The organism is Bradyrhizobium sp. BR 10289 (genome assembly GCF_019455385.1).
In the GTDB taxonomy this organism is placed as follows: Bacteria; Pseudomonadota; Alphaproteobacteria; order Rhizobiales; family Xanthobacteraceae; genus Bradyrhizobium.
Genome location: NZ_JACOFR010000002.1, coordinates 48156 through 68668 on the forward strand (window position 1 = coordinate 48156; position 20513 = coordinate 68668).

Annotated in this window: 19 protein-coding genes and 1 tRNA gene; 3 read left to right on the plus strand and 17 right to left on the minus strand. The window is 65.9% G+C overall.

Going from position 1 to position 20513, the window contains the following annotated elements:
• Positions 1 to 13: 13 nt before the first annotated feature.
• Complete coding sequence (locus tag HYH08_RS03660) at positions 14 to 331, minus strand: DUF1476 domain-containing protein (protein WP_220008399.1); 318 nt, start codon at positions 329 to 331, stop codon at positions 14 to 16.
• A gap of 241 nt (positions 332 to 572) precedes the next feature.
• Between HYH08_RS03660 and HYH08_RS03665 the strand changes: the two genes are divergently transcribed.
• A complete protein-coding gene (locus tag HYH08_RS03665) occupies positions 573 to 797 on the plus strand; it encodes a hypothetical protein (RefSeq protein WP_220008400.1) in 225 nt (74 codons plus the stop codon).
• A 49-nt stretch (positions 798 to 846) separates the two neighbouring features.
• On the opposite strand, the gene HYH08_RS03670 is transcribed toward HYH08_RS03665, so the two are convergent.
• Positions 847 to 1038, minus strand: a complete 192-nt coding sequence (locus HYH08_RS03670; RefSeq protein WP_220008401.1) for a hypothetical protein — start codon at positions 1036 to 1038, stop codon at positions 847 to 849.
• A 393-nt stretch (positions 1039 to 1431) separates the two neighbouring features.
• On the opposite strand from HYH08_RS03670, the gene HYH08_RS03675 reads away from it, so the two are divergent.
• The gene (locus HYH08_RS03675; protein WP_220008402.1) at positions 1432 to 2946 is read left to right on the plus strand and encodes an alpha/beta hydrolase; all 1515 of its coding nucleotides are present in this window, start codon (positions 1432 to 1434) and stop codon (positions 2944 to 2946) included.
• A gap of 40 nt (positions 2947 to 2986) precedes the next feature.
• Here the strand turns inward: HYH08_RS03675 and HYH08_RS03680 are convergent, their stop codons facing one another.
• The 15 genes from HYH08_RS03680 to pncA form a co-directional block, all read right to left on the minus strand.
• Positions 2987 to 3730 carry a DUF7168 domain-containing protein gene (locus HYH08_RS03680; RefSeq protein ID WP_220008403.1) on the minus strand — a complete coding sequence of 248 codons (744 nt, stop codon included), beginning with the start codon at positions 3728 to 3730 and terminating at the stop codon, positions 2987 to 2989.
• Positions 3731 to 3777: 47 nt separating this feature from the next.
• Positions 3778 to 3867 (minus strand) — tRNA-Ser (locus HYH08_RS03685).
• A gap of 290 nt (positions 3868 to 4157) precedes the next feature.
• Positions 4158 to 4484, minus strand: coding sequence for a hypothetical protein (locus HYH08_RS03690; protein ID WP_220008918.1), 327 nt, complete (start codon positions 4482 to 4484; stop codon positions 4158 to 4160).
• A 222-nt stretch (positions 4485 to 4706) separates the two neighbouring features.
• The gene (gene ilvD / locus HYH08_RS03695) at positions 4707 to 6557 is read right to left on the minus strand and encodes a dihydroxy-acid dehydratase (protein WP_220008404.1); all 1851 of its coding nucleotides are present in this window, start codon (positions 6555 to 6557) and stop codon (positions 4707 to 4709) included.
• Between the two features lie 272 nt (positions 6558 to 6829).
• Positions 6830 to 7690, minus strand: a complete 861-nt coding sequence (locus HYH08_RS03700) for an ABC transporter permease (protein WP_220008405.1) — start codon at positions 7688 to 7690, stop codon at positions 6830 to 6832.
• Positions 7687 to 8616, minus strand: a complete 930-nt coding sequence (locus HYH08_RS03705) for an ABC transporter permease (protein WP_220008406.1) — start codon at positions 8614 to 8616, stop codon at positions 7687 to 7689. The genes HYH08_RS03700 and HYH08_RS03705 overlap by 4 nt, the downstream gene beginning before the upstream one ends.
• Complete coding sequence (locus tag HYH08_RS03710; protein WP_220008407.1) at positions 8616 to 9602, minus strand: ABC transporter ATP-binding protein; 987 nt, start codon at positions 9600 to 9602, stop codon at positions 8616 to 8618. Before HYH08_RS03710 ends, HYH08_RS03705 begins: the two co-directional genes overlap by 1 nt.
• Entirely contained in the window at positions 9599 to 10582 is a 984-nt protein-coding gene (locus HYH08_RS03715) for an ABC transporter ATP-binding protein (RefSeq protein WP_220008408.1), read from the minus strand. The genes HYH08_RS03710 and HYH08_RS03715 overlap by 4 nt, the downstream gene beginning before the upstream one ends.
• Before the next feature lie 3 nt (positions 10583 to 10585).
• Positions 10586 to 12223 carry an ABC transporter substrate-binding protein gene (locus HYH08_RS03720; protein ID WP_220008409.1) on the minus strand — a complete coding sequence of 546 codons (1638 nt, stop codon included), beginning with the start codon at positions 12221 to 12223 and terminating at the stop codon, positions 10586 to 10588.
• 28 nt (positions 12224 to 12251) lie between these two features.
• Positions 12252 to 13067: a sugar phosphate isomerase/epimerase family protein gene (locus tag HYH08_RS03725; RefSeq protein WP_220008410.1), complete on the minus strand. Its 816-nt coding sequence runs from the start codon at positions 13065 to 13067 to the stop codon at positions 12252 to 12254.
• A 458-nt stretch (positions 13068 to 13525) separates the two neighbouring features.
• Positions 13526 to 14749, minus strand: a complete 1224-nt coding sequence (locus tag HYH08_RS03730) for a DUF1236 domain-containing protein (protein WP_228747520.1) — start codon at positions 14747 to 14749, stop codon at positions 13526 to 13528.
• A 141-nt stretch (positions 14750 to 14890) separates the two neighbouring features.
• Positions 14891 to 15271, minus strand: coding sequence for a GrlR family regulatory protein (locus HYH08_RS03735; protein WP_220008412.1), 381 nt, complete (start codon positions 15269 to 15271; stop codon positions 14891 to 14893).
• 27 nt (positions 15272 to 15298) lie between these two features.
• Positions 15299 to 17332, minus strand: coding sequence for an NAD(+) synthase (locus tag HYH08_RS03740; protein WP_220008413.1), 2034 nt, complete (start codon positions 17330 to 17332; stop codon positions 15299 to 15301).
• A 118-nt stretch (positions 17333 to 17450) separates the two neighbouring features.
• Positions 17451 to 18566 carry an alpha/beta fold hydrolase gene (locus HYH08_RS03745; protein WP_220008414.1) on the minus strand — a complete coding sequence of 372 codons (1116 nt, stop codon included), beginning with the start codon at positions 18564 to 18566 and terminating at the stop codon, positions 17451 to 17453.
• Positions 18567 to 18582: 16 nt separating this feature from the next.
• Positions 18583 to 19209, minus strand: a complete 627-nt coding sequence (gene pncA / locus HYH08_RS03750; protein WP_220008415.1) for a bifunctional nicotinamidase/pyrazinamidase — start codon at positions 19207 to 19209, stop codon at positions 18583 to 18585.
• Between the two features lie 260 nt (positions 19210 to 19469).
• On the opposite strand from pncA, the gene glk reads away from it, so the two are divergent.
• Complete coding sequence (glk, locus tag HYH08_RS03755; RefSeq protein ID WP_220008919.1) at positions 19470 to 20444, plus strand: glucokinase; 975 nt, start codon at positions 19470 to 19472, stop codon at positions 20442 to 20444.
• The last annotated feature ends 69 nt before the right edge of the window (positions 20445 to 20513 follow it).

The following is a 20513-nucleotide window of genomic DNA, read 5'->3' on the forward strand; positions in this document are numbered from 1 at the left end:
AGAGGCGCAGCGCTCAGGCTTTTGCCTCAAGCTGCGCGAGCGCCTGGTGCAGGCATTCCTGGAACTTCTGCGCGACCTGCTCGCGCGATACGCCCTTGCCGGCGAGGTCGGCCGAGACCTTGGCCACGACCTCCTCGATCGTCTGGCGCTCCAGATTGTCCGTCACCAGCGCCGTTGCGTAAGCCGCAGCACCATCCCCGCTGAGACCGAGCTGGCCCGCCGCCCAGAGCCCAAGCAGCTTGTTGGACCGGGCCGCGGCCTTGAACATGAGCTCCTCGTCGTGGGCGAATTTGGCCTCGAAGCCCTGCTCGCGCTTGTCGAACGTGGTCATGGTCAGCTCCATTGCGTTTCGCTGATGAGATGAACTTGCCGGGAGCGCACGTCTCCGTATTTCACGTCGGTTGAGGATCATTCGAAGCTTCGCGCCGGAAGGCAAACGCCGTCAAGCCTGCTGCTTGCCGCACGGCCCGCAGCCGCCAGCTTCGCGCCAGCCGGATATGTTAGGTGGGGACGTTCACCGTTCCTTAAGCGGACTCAGCACTGCATGGCGGGGGACAATCGAGAGCTGACGCATGAACCGAGCGCTGCGCGAGTTTCGACGGCTTGAACGCCTCTGCCTCGAGCAGGCCGCCCTGTCCACCATGGACCTCGCCCGCAGCGGATTGCTCAAGGTCGCCGACGATTGCCGCATCGCGGCCGAAGCGATCGAGGCGCAATCGCCCCGCGGCGCCATGGCAGGCGCCATCCAGGCGCTCAGGCAGGCCTTGAGCGCAGCGCGGCCGTCCAACCGGCACTAGGCCGGCCGGACGACCGCATCCCGAGGATCTGGTGGCTACCGGGGATTGATCAGCCCTTGGCCGCCGCGGCTTCGCGCGCGAGGCGCTCGGCCTTCAGCCGCTCCTTGTTGGCGTAAAACGCCTTCTGCGCCTCCTCGTGATCGTGCATGGCCTTTTCGGCCTCGATCCGGCGTGCCGCATCGCGCGCCTGGCGCTGTTCGGGGGTCAGGGGTTTGCGTCGGAAGGAAACGTCTTCTGTCATGCCGCGATAACGCCAGGGTGAGGAAAAGGTTCCTCTGGCGGCCCGGAGCGCCGAAGCCGAAAAGCGGGGCTGTTCAAGCTTTTAGCAGAACGGCGTCAGCGGCGCACGATCCAGGGCGGATGCCTTGCCGCTCAAATGTCGAAAACAACCCCATGCACAGTAGCCGATGCGGCGTCCCTTCCAGCCCCCCGAGCAAAGCAAGACGAAGCAGGCGGGGCGGAAACCCATCACAACTTGGGATTGTTTCTATTCCAATGCGCACCTTTGGTCCCGCCGCGAACGGCGAAATATTTCCGTCAACCAGCGTGATCTATTTCATACGTCCGCCATCCGGGAGCGCGTTTCCTGCGGGGGGGAAGATCGCGCGCCAGGTGGAGAGGCGGAGGTCACTTTATGAAAATTTCGCATGTCATCGCCTCCCTGTCGTTGTTGCTTCTGGCTGCCCTCCCCTCAGGCACGCTCCAGGCCGCCACGAGCGCAGATCAGACTGCGCTGGCGCAAAACATTTCCAGTTTCGTCGAAGGCATCCGCACGTCGGACCTTGCGAAGGTGAAGTCGACGACGGCGCAAGGCTACCGGCCCGACAGGCAGCCCAAATACGAGATCCTTTCGCAGCTTGGACAGGTGACGAATGTCCAGATCGGAGACGAGAGGTACATCGCAAAGCAGACCATCGTCGAAGCCACGGTCCAGCACGCCGACGGAACCTCGACCTGGAGCTTCAGTATCCGGGACGGAAGCAAGATCCTGGCGGCTGAATTGACCGACGCCGATGTCTATGGCTCCAAGATTCTGGCACCCGCGACGACGTCGACGAGACCCTCCACGCGCTACCATCGCCGGTACTCGAGCGCGCGGCGAACCGTGGTGCAGTCCTGCGAGACGGCTCCAGGCTCCTGCAATCGGGACGCCCGGCTGGTCGAGTTCTTCTTTGCGACGGATCGCAACATCAAGATCACGAACAACGTCTCGACGCTCGACACCGAGGCACCGCGATTGGGCATCTTGAGCTATGGCGTCGCCGCCATCCGCATTCCGGAGGACCATGAGCCGGGCCAGATCGAGCTTCCGTCCGAGTGGCACTTCCTCAGCTTCGACTACAAATCGGCGACCGATGAAACCAAGCATTTTTCCATCAAGCGGCTCGCGGCGACGTCGTATGACGACTGGAAAGAGCTGGTCAAACGGCAAGCCGACCAGTCGCAGAACCGCGCCCTCGTCTTCGTGCACGGCTTCAACACCGGCTTCGAGGACGCGCTCTACCGCAACGCGCAGATCGTCTGGGACCTGCAATATCAGGGCGTGTCGGTGCTGTTCTCCTGGAGCTCGAAGGGCAAAGTGCGCGACTACAATTACGACCAGGACAGCGCCGACATCGCCCAAGCGGAGTTTGCCGAGCTGCTGACCAAGCTGCGCGACAGCGGCATCGCGCACATCGACGTCATCGTCCATAGCATGGGCAACCGCGTCGTCCTGCCGGCGCTGGATCAATTGGCGCAGCGGTCGAGCCCTGTCAGGGTGCAGCAGCTGGTCATGGCCGCGCCCGACGTTGCCCGCGACAAATTCATGATCCAGTTTCCCCTAGCCAAGAAGATCGTCGACGGGGCAACCCTCTACGCCTCGTCCGTCGACAAGGCACTGAAAGCATCGGCTGAGCTGAACGATTTCCCCCGCGCCGGCATGGTCTTCGCCAACGGGCCGGTCCTCCTCCCCAACCTCGACACGATCGATGTGACCGCGATCGGCGACGAGATCCTCGGCTTGAACCACACGGTGTTCGCCACCAATCGCGCCGTCATGGACGATCTCAAGCTGCTACTCATCAAGGGAATGAAGCTGCCGCGGCTGTCCCAGGTCAGGCAGTTCCCGGAGCCGCCGCTGGCTGCGGCCTATTGGAAGTACCAGTGAGACTTGCGACGGCGCTGCCCGATACGGTTCAGCTTCCGGTTCAGCTTCCCTTGGGACCGGCCCCTGACCGCGCCTCGCCAAGCCCGGGATTGATGGCCAGCGACGCGCCGGCGGCGCCGCCGGCTTCATAGGCGGTCATCGACACCATCCGGCCCGCGCTGCGCTGGGTCCGGAGCTTGAGGTCGAGCTTGTCGAACTCGGCATCGACCACCGAGGTCTTGAGCACCACCAGCCCGCGGCCGGTGCTCTCGCTGACCTGATCGCGGCCGGCCTTGATCGCCACCAGCCTGTCCGCGATCGACGCCACCATTCCGAGCGCGAAGGAGGCGTTAGCCAGATGCCGCTCCTGGTGCCGAAACCTCGCATAATCGACCGACGTCTTGAAGCGGCCGAGCTCGGTGCGCACGGCGCCGTCGATCAATTCGGCCAGATAATGCGCGACCTCGACATCGGCGCCGAGGCCGAAGAACACATAGACGTTCTCACCCGCCGCATTCTTCTCGCGCCAGACCCGGCAATCGCAGAAATGAGCGATGGCGCCGATGCAGTCGTCGATGGGAATTCGCTTCTTGCGATGGGTCTCGAACACTCGCCGTTCGCATGGCGAGGCGCGCAGCTCGACGTCGGACAGCGACAGATCGTGGCGATCCAGGAGCTCGGCGACCTTGGCGGCGGCCGACAACGCCTCGTCCTCCGTGCAGCCATTGGCGATGGTCTTGGCGCGCAACGCCTGAATGCGGAGCTTGAGCTTGTCGAGCCCGGCCGGATTGGAGGTTTGGTTCACGGATGCCCTGTTCGGGAAAGCCGACCGACGGATCCGGTCGGAGCGATTGGCGGAAGGGGTGGGATTCGAACCCACGGTACCCTTGCGGGCACGCCGGTTTTCAAGACCGGTGCCTTAAACCACTCGGCCACCCTTCCAAGTCCGGAACTGCAAACCCGGAATGGCTGTCGCTTAACGCAGTCGGCGGCGCATGGCAACGCGAAGTTGGCGCCCTGCACGAAGCACCGATCTGTCAGGCGCCCGTCAGGCTGTTCCCTTAGCCTGTTGGCCTCGGCAATTCCGGACACTGGCGGCACCGCCCAGGGCGTCGCCGGTCGCGAGGCCCGGTTTGGATTCGCCTCCTTCTCCGGGCCTCGTTTGCCGCTCCCAAAAAGAAAACGGCGCCCCGTGTGGAGCGCCGCTTGAACTTGTTCGGAGTTGGCTCGGCTCAGTAGCCGCAGCTCGCGCAGCCCATCTGCACCGGGGCGTAATAGGAATAGCCGGGCGAGACCATCTCGACGCGCTGGCGCGTGGCGTATTGCGGCGGGATGTGCTGGTACTGGACGCTCGGCGGGGCGACCATCACGGTCTGCGGCACCATCACGGTGCGGTACTGCGCTGGCGTGCGATGCGCGACGGTTGCGCCGGGCGACACCATCACGGTCTCGTCGACGGTGCGGTATTGCGGCGCGACGTATTGCTGCTGGTAGCAGGTCTGGCACGGCTGCGGCGGCGCGTAGCAATTGTAGCAGCCGGCGGAGGCCGCTGACGTCATCGCGATCGCAGCGACGGCAGTGGAGAAAACAACAGCAAGAGTACGAGACATCATGTGGCGCCCCAATTGCCCGAAATGGATTTGCGAAGGTCGGCGCATCATACGCCTTAAAATCCAGGGCTGCTGAAGTTCGTCGAGGCATCCTTAATGCGAACGGCCGGCTTTCGCCGGCCGTTCAGAACTTGTTGACCATGCACGCGCGGTGCTTGCGCGATGCAGCGCTTACTTCGCGCGACGCTTCACCTCGCGCACCGCGCCGCGCGCGGCGCTGGTGGTGAGCGCGGCGTAGGCCTGCAGCGCGGTCGAGACGTTGCGCTTGCGGCCGACGGCCTGCCAGGCGGCATCGCCCTTGGCCTCTTCCGCGGCACGGCGGCTGGCGAGCTCCTCGTCGGAGACCTCCAGCGTGATGCTGCGGTTCGGGATGTCGATGGCGATGATGTCGCCGGTGCGGACGAGGCCGATGTTGCCGCCTTCGGCGGCTTCCGGCGAGAGATGCCCGATCGAGAGGCCCGAGGAGCCGCCGGAGAAGCGGCCGTCGGTGACGAGCGCGCAGGCCTTACCCAAGCCCATCGATTTCAGATAGCTGGTCGGATACAGCATCTCCTGCATGCCGGGGCCGCCGCGCGGGCCTTCGTAGATGATGACCACGACCTCGCCGGCGACGACCTTGCCGCCCAAGATGCCTTCGACCGCGGCGTCCTGGCTTTCGAACACGCGCGCGGGGCCGGAGAACTTCAGGATCGAGGAATCGACGCCGGCGGTCTTCACGATGCAGCCGTCCTGCGCGAGGTTGCCATAGAGCACGGCGAGGCCGCCGTCCTTGCTGAAGGCGTGGTCGATGTTGCGCACGACGCCCTTCTCGCGGTCGGTATCGAGCTCGTCGTAGCGGCGCTCCTGGCTGAAGGCGACTTGCGTGGGAATGCCGCCGGGCGAGGCGCGATAGAAGGTCCGCACGGCTTCGCTCTTGGAGCGCTTGATGTCCCAGCGCTCCAGCGCATCATTCATGGTCGGCGCGTGCACGGTCGAGACCGAGGTGTCGATCAGGCCGGCACGGTCGAGCTCGCCCAGAATGCCCAAGATGCCGCCGGCGCGATGCACGTCCTCGACGTGAACGTCGGCGACTGAAGGCGCGACCTTGCAGAGCACCGGCACGCGGCGCGAGAGGCGGTCGATGTCCTGCATGGTGAACTTGACCTCGCCTTCATGGGCGGCGGCCAGGAGATGCAGCACGGTGTTGGTGGATCCGCCCATCGCGATGTCGAGCGTCATCGCGTTCTCGAACGCCTTGAAGTTGGCGATGTTGCGCGGCAGCACGCTCGCGTCGTCCTGCTCGTAATAGCGGCGGACGAGATCGACGATGGTGTGGCCGGCCTCGACGAACAGGCGCTTGCGGTCGGCATGGGTGGCGACGACCGTGCCGTTGCCGGGCAGCGCGAGGCCAAGCGCCTCGGTCAGGCAGTTCATCGAGTTGGCCGTGAACATGCCCGAGCAGGAGCCGCAGGTCGGGCATGCCGAGCGCTCGATCACCTTGACGTCCTCGTCGCTGACCTTGGAGTCGGCCGCGGCGACCATGGCGTCGATGAGGTCGACGGCCTTGGTCTTGCCGGCCAGCTTGACCTTGCCGGCCTCCATCGGGCCGCCCGAGACGAACACGGCCGGGATGTTGAGCCTGAGCGCGGCCATCAGCATGCCGGGCGTGATCTTGTCGCAGTTGGAGATGCAGACGAGGCCGTCGGCGCAGTGCGCGTTGGCCATGTATTCGACGCTGTCGGCGATCAATTCGCGCGACGGCAGGCTGTAGAGCATGCCGTCATGGCCCATGGCGATGCCGTCGTCGACCGCGATGGTGTTGAATTCCTTGGCAACGCCGCCCGCCTGCTCGATCTCGCGGGCGACCAGCTGGCCGAGGTCCTTGAGGTGGACGTGGCCGGGCACGAACTGGGTGAAGGAATTGACGACCGCGATGATCGGCTTGCCGAAATCGCCGTCCTTCATGCCGGTCGCGCGCCAGAGGCCGCGCGCGCCCGCCATGTTGCGGCCGTGGGTGGTGGTGCGGGAGCGATAGGCTGGCATGGCGGTTTCCGTCCTCGGGTCTGGGGGGCCGGGCGGGAAAATACGGTAGTCGCCTTCAGGCCTTTCCGGCCGGATAGCGCACGGGCGGAACGGACGCAACGGGAACTTGGGCCGGACAGGGCTCCCCTGCTCCCGGCGCGGGGTCTGGCACGTGCCCCGGACGCAGCGCAGCGTCCCTTCGACGGTGCGCTGCAGAGCCGGGGCCCACGTGGCAGCGAGAACCGTGGCCTCCTGGGTCCCGGCTCGCGCTCTGCGCGTCCGGGACACGAGGCCTACTGCAGCGTCGGATCGAGCTTGTCGCGCAGCCAGTCGCCGATCACGGAGACCGCCAATGTGGTAACGACGATCGTCGTCGCCGGCGCCAGCATGATCCAGGGCGCGCGGGTCAGGTACTCCCGGCCGTAGCCGACCATGTTGCCGAGGCTGGTCATCGGCGGCTGGACGCCGAGGCCGAGGAAGGACAGGCCCGATTCCATCAGGATCACCTCGGGAAAGACCAAGGTGGTCGAGACGATCAGGGTCGAGGCGATATTGGGCAGGATGTGGCGGAGGTAGATCCGTGATGGCGTGGCGCCGAGCTGGCGGACGGCGGCGGCGTAGCCTTGCGCATTGGCGGAGATGGCGAGGCCGCGCGCGATGCGGGCGTAGCGTTCCCAGCCGAACAGGCCCATCAGGCCGACCAGCAGCGGCAGCGAATTGCCGAAGAAGGCGAGCACCGCGAGCGCCATGATCAGGAACGGCATGCTGGCCTGGAAGTCGGTCAGCATCAGCACGAACTGCTCGACGCCCCCGCGAAAATGCGCGGCGAGGAAGCCGAGCATGGTGCCGACCACGGCCGAGATCGCGGTCGCGCCGAACGCGATCAGCAGCGAGATGCGGATCGAGACCAGAAGGCGCGACAGCACGTCGCGGCCGAGTTCGTCGGTGCCGAGCCAGTGCGCGACATTTCCGGGCGCCGCGAGGCGGTTACGCAGGTCGAGCTGGGTGTAGCCGTAGGGGGCAATCTTCTCGGCGAAGGCCGCGATGACCAGCATGGCGACGATCCAGCCGATCGCAAGCGCGACCGAGACAGGGATTGCCGGCAAGCTGATGCGGCGACGGACCGCGGTGTCCTTCAGCGTCGCGTCCGTCATGCGTGCGCTCCTTTCGCACGAAGGCGCGGATCGAGGAAGCCGTAAAGAAAGTCGACGATGAGGTTCGACGAGACCATGGTCATCGCCACGAGCAGCAGGATGCATTGCACGACGGCGAGGTCGCGATTGGCGACCGCAACGACGAGCAGCCGCCCTACTCCCGGCCAGGCAAACACGCTCTCGACCACGACAGCCCCCGCAATCAGCGTGCCGACCATGAAGCCCAAAATGGTGACGGTCGGGATCGCCGCATTCGGCAGCGCATGCGACGTCACGACCTTGCGCCACGGCACGCCCTTGGCGGATGCGGTGCGGATATAGGGCTGGCCCAGCACTTCCAGCATCGCGCTGCGGGTGAAGCGCGCCAGCACGGCGGCGCCGCCGAGGCTCAGCGTCGTGATCGGCAGAATGGCGTGGCGCCAGCTCTCCTGTCCGCCCGAGGGCAGCCAGCCGAGCTGCACGGCGAAGACGAGCACGAGCAGCAGCGCGAGCACGAAGCTCGGCACGGTGAAGCCGGCGACCGCCGTCATCATCACGGCGCGATCGACGCCGGAGCCGCGATGCAGCGCTGCATAGATGCCGGCGGGAACGCCGAGCGCGACCTTGAGGAAGAACGCCGGCAGCGTCAGTGCGAGCGTGGCCGGAATCCGCTCCAGCACCAGCTCGATCGCGGGCCGTCCGTCGCGCATCGAGCGGCCGAGCTCGCCCTTGGCGATGGCGCCAAAATAGTCGAGATATTGCAGCCAGATGGGATCATCGAGGCCCCAGGCCTTGCGGAAGGCGGCGAGGACTTCCGGCGGCGCTTCCGGTCCAAGGATCATCAGCGCGGGATCGCCGGAGAGGCGCAGCACGACGAAGGCGAAGGTGACGACGAGCACGATCGTCAGCGCCGCACGCCCGATGCGAATGGCGAAATAGCGGCCCATCACGCCGCTTCTCGCGTCTCAGCACCCGAGACGAGATGGCAGGCGACCTGCCTGTCGCCGCCCACACTCGACAAGGCCGGCACCTCGCTCGCGCAGCGCGCGATCGCGCGCGGGCAACGCGGATGGAACGCGCAGCCTTGCGGCCGCGCGGCCGGGTTCGGCGGATCGCCCGCCAGCACGATACGGCCGGCGCTACGGCGACCCGGTGCGGGTGACGCAGAGACCAGAGCCTGCGTGTACGGATGCTCGGGACGCGCAAACAGGTCGTCCGCGCTGCCGATCTCAACGATGCGGCCGAGATACATCACGGCGACGTTGTTGCTGATCTGCCTGACGACGCGGAGGTCGTGGCTGATGAACAGCAGCGTCAGCCCAAGCTGCGCCTGGAGATCGCACAGCAGGTTCACCACCTGCGCCTGGATCGAAACGTCGAGTGCGCTGACCGGCTCGTCGCACACGAGAAAATCAGGTTTTGTGGCGAGCGCCCGCGCCAGCACGATGCGCTGGCGCTGCCCACCCGAGAGCGCGCCTGGATAGCGCGCGCCATGGGCCGGCGTCAGCTCGACGGCGCGCAGCAATTCGCGCACCCGGTCCTCGCGCTCGGCGATCGTGCCGACGCCGTGAATGTCCAGCGGCTCGCGGATCTGGGCGGCGACCGGCAGGCGCCGGTCCAGTGCGCCCAGGGGGTCCTGGAAGATCATCTGCATGCGCGCGCGCTGCGCACGCCAGGCGGCTGTTCCAGGTGCGGCCATCGGCTTGCCGTCGAACCGCACCTCGCCGCGATCGGGTGGCTCGAGGCCGAGCACGATGCGGCCCGTGGTGGATTTGCCTGAGCCGGATTCGCCGACGAGGCCCAGTATCTCGCCTTTGCGGATCGTCAGCGACACGCCATCGACGGCATGCACCGCGGTGCTACGACCGAACATGCCGGAGCGCATCGCATAGCTGCGCGAGATCGCGGACACTTCGACGAGCGGCGGGCTCATTCGGCGGCGATCCCAAGCAGCGCGTGGCGCGACGCCTCGGCGCGGATGCAGGCGACAACGCGATCCTCCGCGATCGGTGCCAGGGGTGGCGCTGCAAGAGCGCACGGTTCGGCGGCGAGCGTGCAGCGCGGCGCGAAGGCGCATCCGCTCGGCATGTGCGCGGGATCGGGCACGGTGCCGGGAATAGCCGTCAGGCGGCGGCGCGGACCATCAAGCGGCGGCAGCGCGCCGATCAGGCCCTGCGCATAGGGATGCACGGGGTCGGCGAAGAGCTGGTTGCTGGGCGCCTGCTCGACGATGCGGCCGGCATACATCACCGCGACGCGGTCGCAGTTTTCGGCGACGACGCCGAGATCGTGGCTGATCAGGACTAGCGCCATGCTCATCTCGCGGCGGATGGTCGAGAGCAGCTCGAGAATCTGGGCCTGGATGGTGGCATCGAGCGCCGTGGTCGGCTCGTCCGCGATCAAGAGGTCCGGATTTCCGGCCACCGCCATCGCGATCATGATGCGCTGAACCTGGCCGCCGGAGAATTCATGCGGATAGGCAGAGAGCCGCCGGCCTGCGTCGGGAATGCCGACGAGATTGAGCAGCCGCAGCGCTTCGGCCTTGATGGCCTCGCCCGAGAGATTGCGATGCAGTGCCAGGGCTTCGCAGAGCTGCTTGCGGATGGTCAGCACCGGATTGAGCGCGCTCGCGGGGTCCTGGAAGATCATGGCGACCCGCCCGCCCCTGACCTGGTCGAGCTCGGACGCGGGCGCACCCAGCAGTTCGCGTCCATCGAGCCGCACCGAGCCCGAGACTTTTGCATGCCGCGGCAGCAGGCCGAGCGCGGCAAGCCAGGTGACTGACTTGCCAGATCCGGACTCGCCGACGAGGCCGAGGGCCTCGCCTTTGCCAAGTGCGAGATCGACGCCGCGCAGCACCGGCACGCCGTTGAAGGCGACGCTGAGACCTTCAATGCTGACCAGCGGCGTCATGCCTCAAGCCTCGAAATTGCCGGCGCGGAAATCCATCGCGAACGCCGGCGAGGCCTTCCACTTGATCGACTTCGGCTTGGCCGTGAAGGTGGCATTCTGGTGCAGCACCGTGTAGGCGGGATCCTCGCGCTCGGCGATCTCCAGCATGCGGCGGAACGCTTTCTTGCGCGCCGCCCGATCGGTCGAAGTTTCCAGGAATTCCGAAAGCGTGTTCAGCTCGGCATTGGTCCATTCGCCGATCTGCTGCTGCTGGCCGTTCGGGCCGTGCTGGGCGACCAGCGAGGACACCGGATCGTTGAAGGCAGCCGAGTTCGACCAGTCGCGCACCGCACGGGTCGGCGCGCGCTCCATGACCTGCGACCAGTTCTCCTTGGTCTCGATCTGGACGTTGAGGCCGACCGATTTCCACATCTCGACCAGCACCTGCGCGGTCGCGACCTGGTTGGTGTAATAGTTGTTGAGCAGGCGGTACGGGATCGGATCGCCCTTGTAATTGGCCTGCTTCAACAGGTCCTGCGCCAGCTTGAGATCGTAGGCCGGCACGCTCCAATCGGCGTTGAACATGTCGCCGTAGAATTCCCACTGCAGGCCCTTCGGCACGCGGGTGCGGCCGGCCCACAGGCTGTCGACGATGGCCTGGCGGTCGATCGCATGGGTGAAGGCACGGCGCACCAGCGGATTGGCGAGCACGGCGTGGTTCTTGTCGAACACGGTCAGGCGGTGATTGAGGATCGTGCCGCCCTGCACCTCGAACGCGGCGTTCTTCTCGATGCCGGCGATCTGGTCCGGCGGGATGTCGCAGGCGAACTGGTATTCGCCCGAGAGAAGTCCGTTGATGCGGCTCGCGACCTCGGGCACTTCAAGGAAGCGGATGCGCTTGAGCGGCGGACGGCCGCCCCAATACTCGTCATGCGCTTCCAGCGTCAGCGACACGTCGGGCTTGAGCTCGACGACCTTGTAGGGGCCGGTCGTGACAGGCTTGCGCGCCCAATCGAGATAGCTGGCAGACTCTGCCCAGGCGCGGCGGTTGGCGATGTCCGAGCCGTAGCGCGACAGCCGGCCCTCAAGGGTGACGTCAGGCGTCGCGTTGTAGAAGCGCACGGTGTACTTGTCGACGGCGTCGACACGGACGAGGTCCGGCCAGATGCGGCGCGCGACCCCGGGGACGTCAGGCGGCAGCTCCTTGCCCGGACGCGGCGTCGGGATCTTTTCGAACGCCTGGATCGTCGAGCGGCTCTTGGCCTCGGTCTCGGCGAACATGCGCTCGCGGCTGAAGGTGAAGACGACGTCGTCGGCGGTCAGTTCGTCGCCATTGTGGAATTTCACCCCCTGGCGCAGCTTCACTTCAAGGGTCTGATCGTCGATGCGGCGCCACTCCGTGGCAAGGCCCGGCACGGCCTCGAGGTTGCCGCGCCAGTTCTTGGAGATCAGGCCTTCCCAGATCGAGGAGAAGAACACGCGCTCGCCGACATTGGACTGCTCGCGCAGCACGTCGAGCACGTTGGAGTTCGTCACCTTCTGCACGGCGATCGTCACCGACGGACGATTGTCGGCCTGGCCGATGGCAAAGCGCGGCAGCAGCAGCGTGCCCACGGCGGCGCTGCCGGACTTCAGGATGGTACGACGGCTGAGCTTGCTCATGAGGATAACCCCTGCCCTCTGTGATCCGTTATTCGGCGAGACCGAGCGCGGCGAGATGCGCCGCGCCCTTGCGGACGTCGTCGTGATTGCGCAGCTCGAGGATCAGCCGCGGGTTGGAGGTGAGCCGTCCCAGCGCGCGGAACACGCCGACCCACGGAATATTGCCCTCGCCCGGCGCCCAGTGCCTGTCAGCAAAGCCGTCGGTGTCCTGGAGGTGTACATGCGTCAGCATGTCGCCGGCCGTTTCCACGTAATAGTCGACCGGTGGCGCGCCGGTGGAGATGTGGGCGTAGTTGGCGTGGCCGGTGTCGAGGGAGACGCGGACCTTGTTGCTCTCGAGCGCCTTGGCGAGACGGACGCGGTCGCGCGGATCCTTGTCCTCGATGTTCTCGATGACGATCTCGCAGCCGATCGTCTCGGCGCGCGCGATCACTTCGGCAAGCGTCGCCTTGACGCGCTCGACGATGTTGGCGCGGTTGTCGGGATAGAGGTCGAGATTGTTGTGGTCCCAGGTCGTGAACGGCGAATGGACCACCATCTGCGTCGCGCCGAGGAATTCCGCGGCATCGAGACCCTGGAGCAGGCGCTTGGTCACGGCCTGGCGGATGAGGGAATCGTGGCTGTCGATCTTGAAGCCCCAGAACGGGCCATGGATGCCGAGCCGGCCGGTATAGCCCGACAGCATCTGCTTGATCTCGGTCGCTGCGCTGCGCCAGTCGCCGTCGAGCAGATCGGCGCGGAAGAAGTCCTGGATTTCGAGATCGCGTTGCCTGTCGAGAAGCCAATCGCGGTGGCCGGGGATCGATTTAATGGAGAGTGCGGCGCCCAACACCGGCTTCGACATGGCTTGCTCCTTGTCCGTCAACGATGACAAGGGCAGCGCTAGACCAGTTCAATGACAGGCCGGTGAAACGCAGGTCGCAAGACGCCAGGACATGTGGACATCCCGCGTCGACCGTCTGCATCGAATTCAGGCAGCAGCGAATGCGGCGTGTGCAGACGCATGCGTCAGCGCGCAAGATCAAGCAATTTTAAGTCCGTAGTGATCCGGAATGGAATCCTAACCATATCTCGCGTACATCGCGGGACATCGATCGGCGGCCTTCCAAGGGCATCATCCTCTGATCGCGCACTATGGGGTTGGGGGACCACATGGGGCGGGGGAATCAAAGGCTGGGGCAAGGTGACGAGGTCCGGACTCCTAGGCACTCCGGACCTCGAAACTTTTCAGATTGAACGCAGCAACGCGCCGTCCGGTGGGGCATCCGGGCGGCGCGTTGTCGTTTCAGCCTCGTCCTTCGTTTAGCGCGTCTGCGGCTCGATCGTCACGGTGCAGTCGCCCTGCCCTTGCGTTGCGACCACAATATTGCCCGCGGGAGCGCCGAGGGCGATCGGCGCGGACGAGCCGCCGCCGGGCATCTGGACCGTCACGCTCAGGGAGTCGCTACGCGCGGTCGAGCCTACGGTCGAGGGTTCCGCCTGGGCGACATTGCCCGAGGCGTCACGCCGCATGATCTGGCAGTTCACATTGCTCCCGCCGGCCGCCGCCACATTCGACGAAGCGCTGTTGCCCATCTGCGCGCGGGCCCGCGACGGATCGCGCGGCACCTGGCTGACGATGCGATGGGTGCGCGGCTCGACGATGACGACGTCCTCATCCGTCGCAAAATACTCGTAGTCACGATATTCCGGCTCGATCGAAACGATCTCGGGCGGAACCCGGTAGAGACGCACACGCGGCGGAATCGTCTCGCCGACCCGGATCGAGATGTTCAGATTGCGCTCCGGCTCAGCCAGCCGCGCACGGCTCACCGTTTCGGAGATCCGCACCTGCTTCTCGGACTTCATCTGCGTCTGCTGATTGACCTGCGTGTTGGTCTGCGTGGTCTGATTGGCTTGATTGGTCGGCGTGCCCGCGGTGCCGGGCGCGGTCTGCGCATTGTTGGTCGGAGCCGCTCGGTTGGTATCGGTCGCCGTTGCTGGCCGGTTGTTCTGTTGCGCCGGCGGCGCTTGCTCCGCGGCATTGCGGGGCGGCTGGTTCTGATTGCGCTCGTTCTGGTTGGCTGCAGCCCCCGTCCGCTCGTTCTGCTGAGCAGCCGGGCCGGTCTTGGACTTCTCGGACTCGGCCGTCGATTTCTGCGGCGCAGACTTGTCCTGCTTGGTCTCAGCGCTGCTCTTGCTGGCGCGTCCCGGTTTCGCGCTGTCCGCTTCACGGTTGCGGTCTCGGGCAGGCTCGCGGGATTCTTGTGCCTGATCCTTCGTTTTCGGCTGGTTACGCTCAGCAGAGTTGGCAGGCTGGCGCTTGTCCTCGTTCGCCTCCTGCCTGGCAGCGCCACCCTTCTCTTCACGGCCCGCGCCCTGCAGTCGCTCCTCGGCGCCCTTGGCACGCTCTTGAACGCGCTCCTGAACATGTTCCTGGGGGCCGCCACGCTGCGGCGCAGCGCCCTTGGCCGGTTCCTCGGTGCGTTTGGGTTCCTCCCTGCGCTCACCGGGCGCCTGGGCGCAGGCAATGCCGGATGCGAGCATCAGGCCGATGGCCGCAGTCGATAACATCAAGTGTTTTCGCATGATCCCTCTCCTCAACAATTCGCAACAACGGACGCGAACGCTCTGTCCGTGCGAATGTTCCCTGAGAGGGAACGTGGGGGTGAGCGGATCAGGTCACGCTCACATTGCATCCTTCAGCGTCAACCGTGCCGTGAACGTCACGCTGGTCTTGCCGACCAGCGCCATGCCTTCGACCTCTGCGCCGCCGGGGAAATAATCGCCGGAAAAGCCGCAGGTGACCTCCCTGCCTCCAAAGGCAAGGGTTCTGCCGATCGCCTCGGTGTGCTGATTGACGATCATGTCGCCGCGCCACTTGCCGTTCCGGAAGGTGTAGCTGCCGGTGTAGTAGAAATAGCTGTCACCGCCCATGATGCGGCCGTCGCAGAGCACGACGACGCCCTTCGCCTGCCCGCGCTTGCCATCGCGCATCTCGATGTCGAAGATGTAAAGGCCGTTGACGACCTTCGCCTCACTCGTCTCTGACGTGTCCCCCGCCGTCATCCGATCGTCTCCTCACGACCACAGCCATTATTTCGGCACGTTCCGCTCGAGGTCCTCGAGCCAGGCCGCCGCGCTCGAGTCAGACGGCGCGCGCCAGTCGCCGCGCGGCGACAGCGAACCGCCGGCTGAAACCTTCGGCCCGTTCGGCATCGCCGAGCGCTTGAACTGGCTGAAGGCGAAGAAGCGGCGCAAAAATACCTCCAGCCAGCGGCGGATCTCGGGAAGATCGTAGGCCTTGCGCTTGTCGTTCGGAAATGCCGGTGGCCACTCGCCCTTGGCGACATCCTTCCAGGCGTGCTGCGCCATGAACGCGATCTTGGAAGGCCGCATGCCGAAGCGCAGCGTGTAGAACAGGTTGAAATCCTGCAGCTCGTAGGGGCCGACGGAAGCTTCCGTGCTCTGCGGCTTCTCGCCGGGCTTGGCCGGAACCAGCTCGGGCGAAATCTCGGCCGACAGGATCGAAGACAGCGTCCGGTTGACGTCATCGCTGAACTGCTTCGAAGCGATCACCCAGCGGATCAGATGCTGGATCAACGTCTTCGGCACACCGGCATTGACATTATAGTGCGCCATCTGGTCGCCGACGCCATAGGTGCACCAGCCGAGCGCGAGCTCGGAGAGATCTCCGGTTCCGATGACGATGCCGCCGTGATGGTTCGCGAGGCGAAACAGATAGTCCGTGCGCAGGCCCGCCTGCACGTTCTCGAAGGTGACGTCGTAGACCTTCTCGCCCTCGCCGAAGGGATGGCCGATGTCCTTTAGCATCTGCGTCGCGGTGGTGCGGATGTCGAGCTCCTGACCGGTCGTCTGCAACGCCTGCATCAGTGCCAGCGCGTTGGTCTTGCTCTCGCTGCCGGTCGCAAAGCCCGGCATCGTATAGGCGAGGATGTTTTCGCGCGGCAGGCCGAGCAGGTCGACGGCCTTGGCGGCGACAATCAGGGCGTGGGTCGAATCGAGGCCGCCGGAGACGCCGATCACGATGCGTTTGGTACCGGTGGCGCGCATGCGCTGTACGAGGCCGGCGACCTGGATGTTGTAGGCCTCGTAGCAATCCTGCTCGAGCAGGCTCTCGTCGCTCGGCACGAACGGGAAGCGCTCGATCCTGCGCAGGAAGCCGATGTCGGTCGCCGGCGGTTTCAGCGCAAAGCTGATCCTGCGATAAAAGCCTTCGCGCTGCCTGCGGTTGTCGTCGAACGTGCCCATCAGGGCGCGCTCCTGCCTGAGCAGGTCGAGGTCGACGTCGGCGGTGGTGATCTGGCCGCCCTGGCGGAACCGCTCGCCCTCGGCCAGCAGCACGCCGTTCTCGTAGATCGAGGTCTGGCCGTCCCAGGCCAGATCGGTGGTGGATTCCCCTGCCCCTGCGGCGGAATAGACATAGGCTGCAAGGCAGCGCGCCGAGGTCGACTGGCACAGTAGCGCGCGCGAGCGCGCCCGGCCGATCGTGATCGGGCTCCCCGAGAGATTGATCAGCACGCTGGCGCCGGCCAGCGCCAGCTCGGAGGCCGGCGTCACCGGAATCCACATGTCCTCGCAGATCTCGACGCCGATGGTCAGGCCGGGAACGTCCTCCGCCGCGAACAGCAGGTCGACGCCGAATGGAGCGTGCAGACCGCCGAAAGAAATGGTCTCCCCCGCGATGCCGGTGCCGGAGGCGAAATGCCGTCCCTCGTAGAATTCGCGGTAGGTCGGCAGATAGCTCTTGGGCACGACGCCAAGGACGTTGCCGCGATGAATAACGATGGCGCAATTGTAGATGCGGGCCCCAAAGCGCAGCGGCGCGCCGACGATCAGGACGGTCATCAGCGCCGCGGAGGCCTCGACGATGGCGGCAAGGCCGCGCTCGACCGCATCGAGCAGCGGGTCCTGCTTCACCAGATCCTCGATCGCGTAACCGGACAGGCACAGCTCGGGAAATACGGCGACCGCCACCGACTGCTCGTGGCAGGCATTGGCCGCTGCCAGCACCGCCTGCGCATTGGCCGTGGGATCGGCCACATGCGAGGTGGTGACGCAGGCCGCCACGCGCGCAAATCCGTGGGCGTAGATCGAGTGGAAAGTCATCGCGTACCCTTAATTCTTTGGCGGCCGGCGGCAACCGTCAGCTCCAGATCTTATGTAACTCATGCGCCCGACCCCGTGCAGGGCATCCGGCATCATGCATAACGGATTTGCGCCTCGGTCAGGCGCTGCGGGCGAGCACGCCGGAGAGGTCGTCCCGGAGCCAATGAGCGATCCGGGGCCAGGCCTGCGCGTGGGTCCGCGCCCCCATGAACAGGCCGAGATGGTTGCTGGGCTCAGAGGCCGCCGCAATGAAGGCGGGCGGCGTGCCGACAAGCGCGGCGGTGGCGAGCGCCTGCGCTGCCGGCACCACCTCGTCGTCGAGCCCGGCGAGCAGGAAGATCGGCACCTTGACGTCCTTCAGGTCGATTCGTCGTCCCAGCGCCGTGAAGTTGCCGCCGGCCATCCGGTTCTCCCGGAAGATCCAGTTGACGATCTCCAGATAATACGTGCCGGGCAGATCCAGCGGCTCGACGTTCCATTGCTCGAAGCGGGCGAGCAGCGCTGCGCCCTCCTGATCCGAAAGCTCCCTCTGCAAGGCGGCTGCAATATCCTCGCGGCTTGGCGTTTTCGACCAGACGCGCAGCATTTCCTTGCCGCTGACATTGCCGCCGCCGCGCGCGACCAGCTGATCGTAGACCATACCGGGCGCGTTGCGGGCGAGCTGTGCCATGGCCGAATCAATCGACAGATCGACCGGAGCGCCCACCAGAACAAGCCGCCGCACCTTGGTTGGAAAGCGCGCCGCGTAGAGCAGCGACAGCCAGCCGCCCTGGCATAGCCCGACGAGATCGACCGGCGCGCCGATCTCGTCGATGGCGACATTGAGATCGGAGAGATAGCTGTCGATGGAGAGATAGCGCATCTCGGTTGTCGCCGAGCGCCAATCGGTCAGATAGACCCGGTCCACGCCGCCGTTCTGCAGCGACTGCACGACGCTGTGGCCGGGGGCGAAGTCGGCGATCAGGGCCCGATGCAGCGCGTAGGGCGCGCAGACCAGCGCCGGCTGGCCGGACTGCCCCCGCGCGCAATCGCGCAGGAGCATGGTTGCAAGCTCCAGCGTGGCCGTGCCCGGCGTCGTCCACGGCAGGCTGCTGCCGGCTGGCTCGACCGGGCCTCGTTCCATCCACCAGAAGCAGGCATCCATGGCGAGCCGCGCCGCCGCAAACGGCCACAGCAGCGGATCGTCAGCGACGTGGTCCGCTCCGCCCTTCTGTCTGCCTGTCTTCTCCGCCACTGCTATCCCGCACCTCTCACAAGAAGGCCTCGAAGCTGATCACGGATATCCCGAGCTCGGCAAAACTGCGATGTGCGGCCGCGACGGATCCCTCGAGGTCGATGCCGCGGCACGCATCCTCGATCACCACGACCTCGAACCCGGCCTTGCGGGCATCCTCGGCCGAGAAGCGGACGCAGAAGTCGAGCGCCAGCCCGGCAACGAAGACGGTGTTCAGTTCGCGCTCGCGCAGATAGCCGAGCAGACCGGTCGGCGTCTTCTTGTCGTTCTCGAACAGCGCCGAATAGGAATCGATGCCGCGGCGAAAGCCCTTGCGCACCACCAGGCTCGCGCGTGTGACCTCCAGATCGCGGTGGAATTCGGCGCCGACTGTCCCCTGCACGCAATGTGTCGGCCAGAGCACCTGGGTGCCGTAGTCGAGCTCAATGGTCTGGAACGGCTGCTTGCCCGCATGATTCGCGGCGAAGGAGACATGGTCGCCCGGATGCCAGTCCTGGGTCAGCACGACGTTGCCAAACTTTTGGGCGATGCGGTTGATCCCGGGCACGACCTTCTCGCCGTCGGGCACGGCGAGCGCCCCGCCGGTGCAGAAATCGTTCTGCACGTCGATCACCAGCAGCACGTCGCGGTCGGAAATCTTCATCTCGAGGTCCTGCACAGCCGTCCGGCGCCACAGGCGCCGAAACGCGCCCGTCCAGTGTCGATCTTCCCGCACCGCTGCGCAACACCCAACCCATATGCGCCGATGTCGCGGCGTCGGACCCGGGATGCAACGGTTTGGCACCATCCGAGTTGACTAGGCTCACGCAAGGGCGGATTCTCAAGGACGTTCGCAATCTTGCGGATCGACAGAGTGGAGGAAATGGTTCCCGCAAGCCCTGATGGCGCGGCGACCGCATGGTCATGAGTGTCGGCAAGACAGGCAAAATTCTTCTCGCCGATATCGGCGGCACCAACGCGCGTTTCGCCATCACCGAGGGCGATCAGACCGGCCCCATCGACTATGTGAAAGTCGCGGACTTCCCCACCGTCCGGGAAGCCATCACCGATGTTCTTGCGCGCCGCGCCGGCGGCGAGCCGCCCCCGCGGGCCGTGCTGGCTGTCGCGGGTCCCGTGACCAACAACCGCTGCGTCATGACCAACAGCCCGTGGGTCATCGACGGCAACGAGCTTCAGCCGGCGCTCGGCTTCGACAGTGTCCACGTGCTGAATGACTTCGAGGTGGTGGCTTGGTCCCTGCCCGCGTTGCAGCCCGCCGATCTGATCCCGCTCGGCGGCCAGGCGGGCCTGCCCGGCGAACCGCTGCTGGTGGTCGGGCCTGGAACCGGTTTCGGCGTCTCCTGCCTGGTCGAGCGCCATGGTGCGCGGCTCGCGGTCGTCACCGAAGCCGGCCACGCGACGCTGCCGGCGGAGAACGAGCGCGAGGAACACGTGATCGCCTGCTTGCGCCGGCGCTTCTCCGGCCATGTCTCGATCGAGCGCGGTGCGCTCTCCGGCTCCGGCCTGCAAAGCCTGTACGAGGCGCTGGCCGAGGTCGACGGCGCAGCGGTGCCGCACCGCGACGCCGCCGCCATCACCAAGGCGGCCCTGGACGGCAGCTGTGCGCACAGCCGCGCGACGCTCGAGATGTTCTGCGCCATCCTCGGCTCGGTCGCGGGCAATCTCGCGGTGACCTTCGGCGCCCGCGGCGGCGTCTACGTTGCCGGCGGCATCGTGCCACGCTTCCCCGAGTTCCTGGCCGCCTCGGCGTTTCGCGCCCGCTTCGAGGCCAAGGGGCGCTTCCAGGACTATTTGCGCAACATCCCGACTTGGCTGGTCACCAAGCCGGATGCGAGCTTCGTCGGCTTGAAGGTGTTCGCCGACCACAATCTGGATTGAGCCGCGGCCGGCGGGCGCGTGCGATCCGTTAACTATGCACAGCTGATTGCAGGCGAAGTGCGGTTCCAT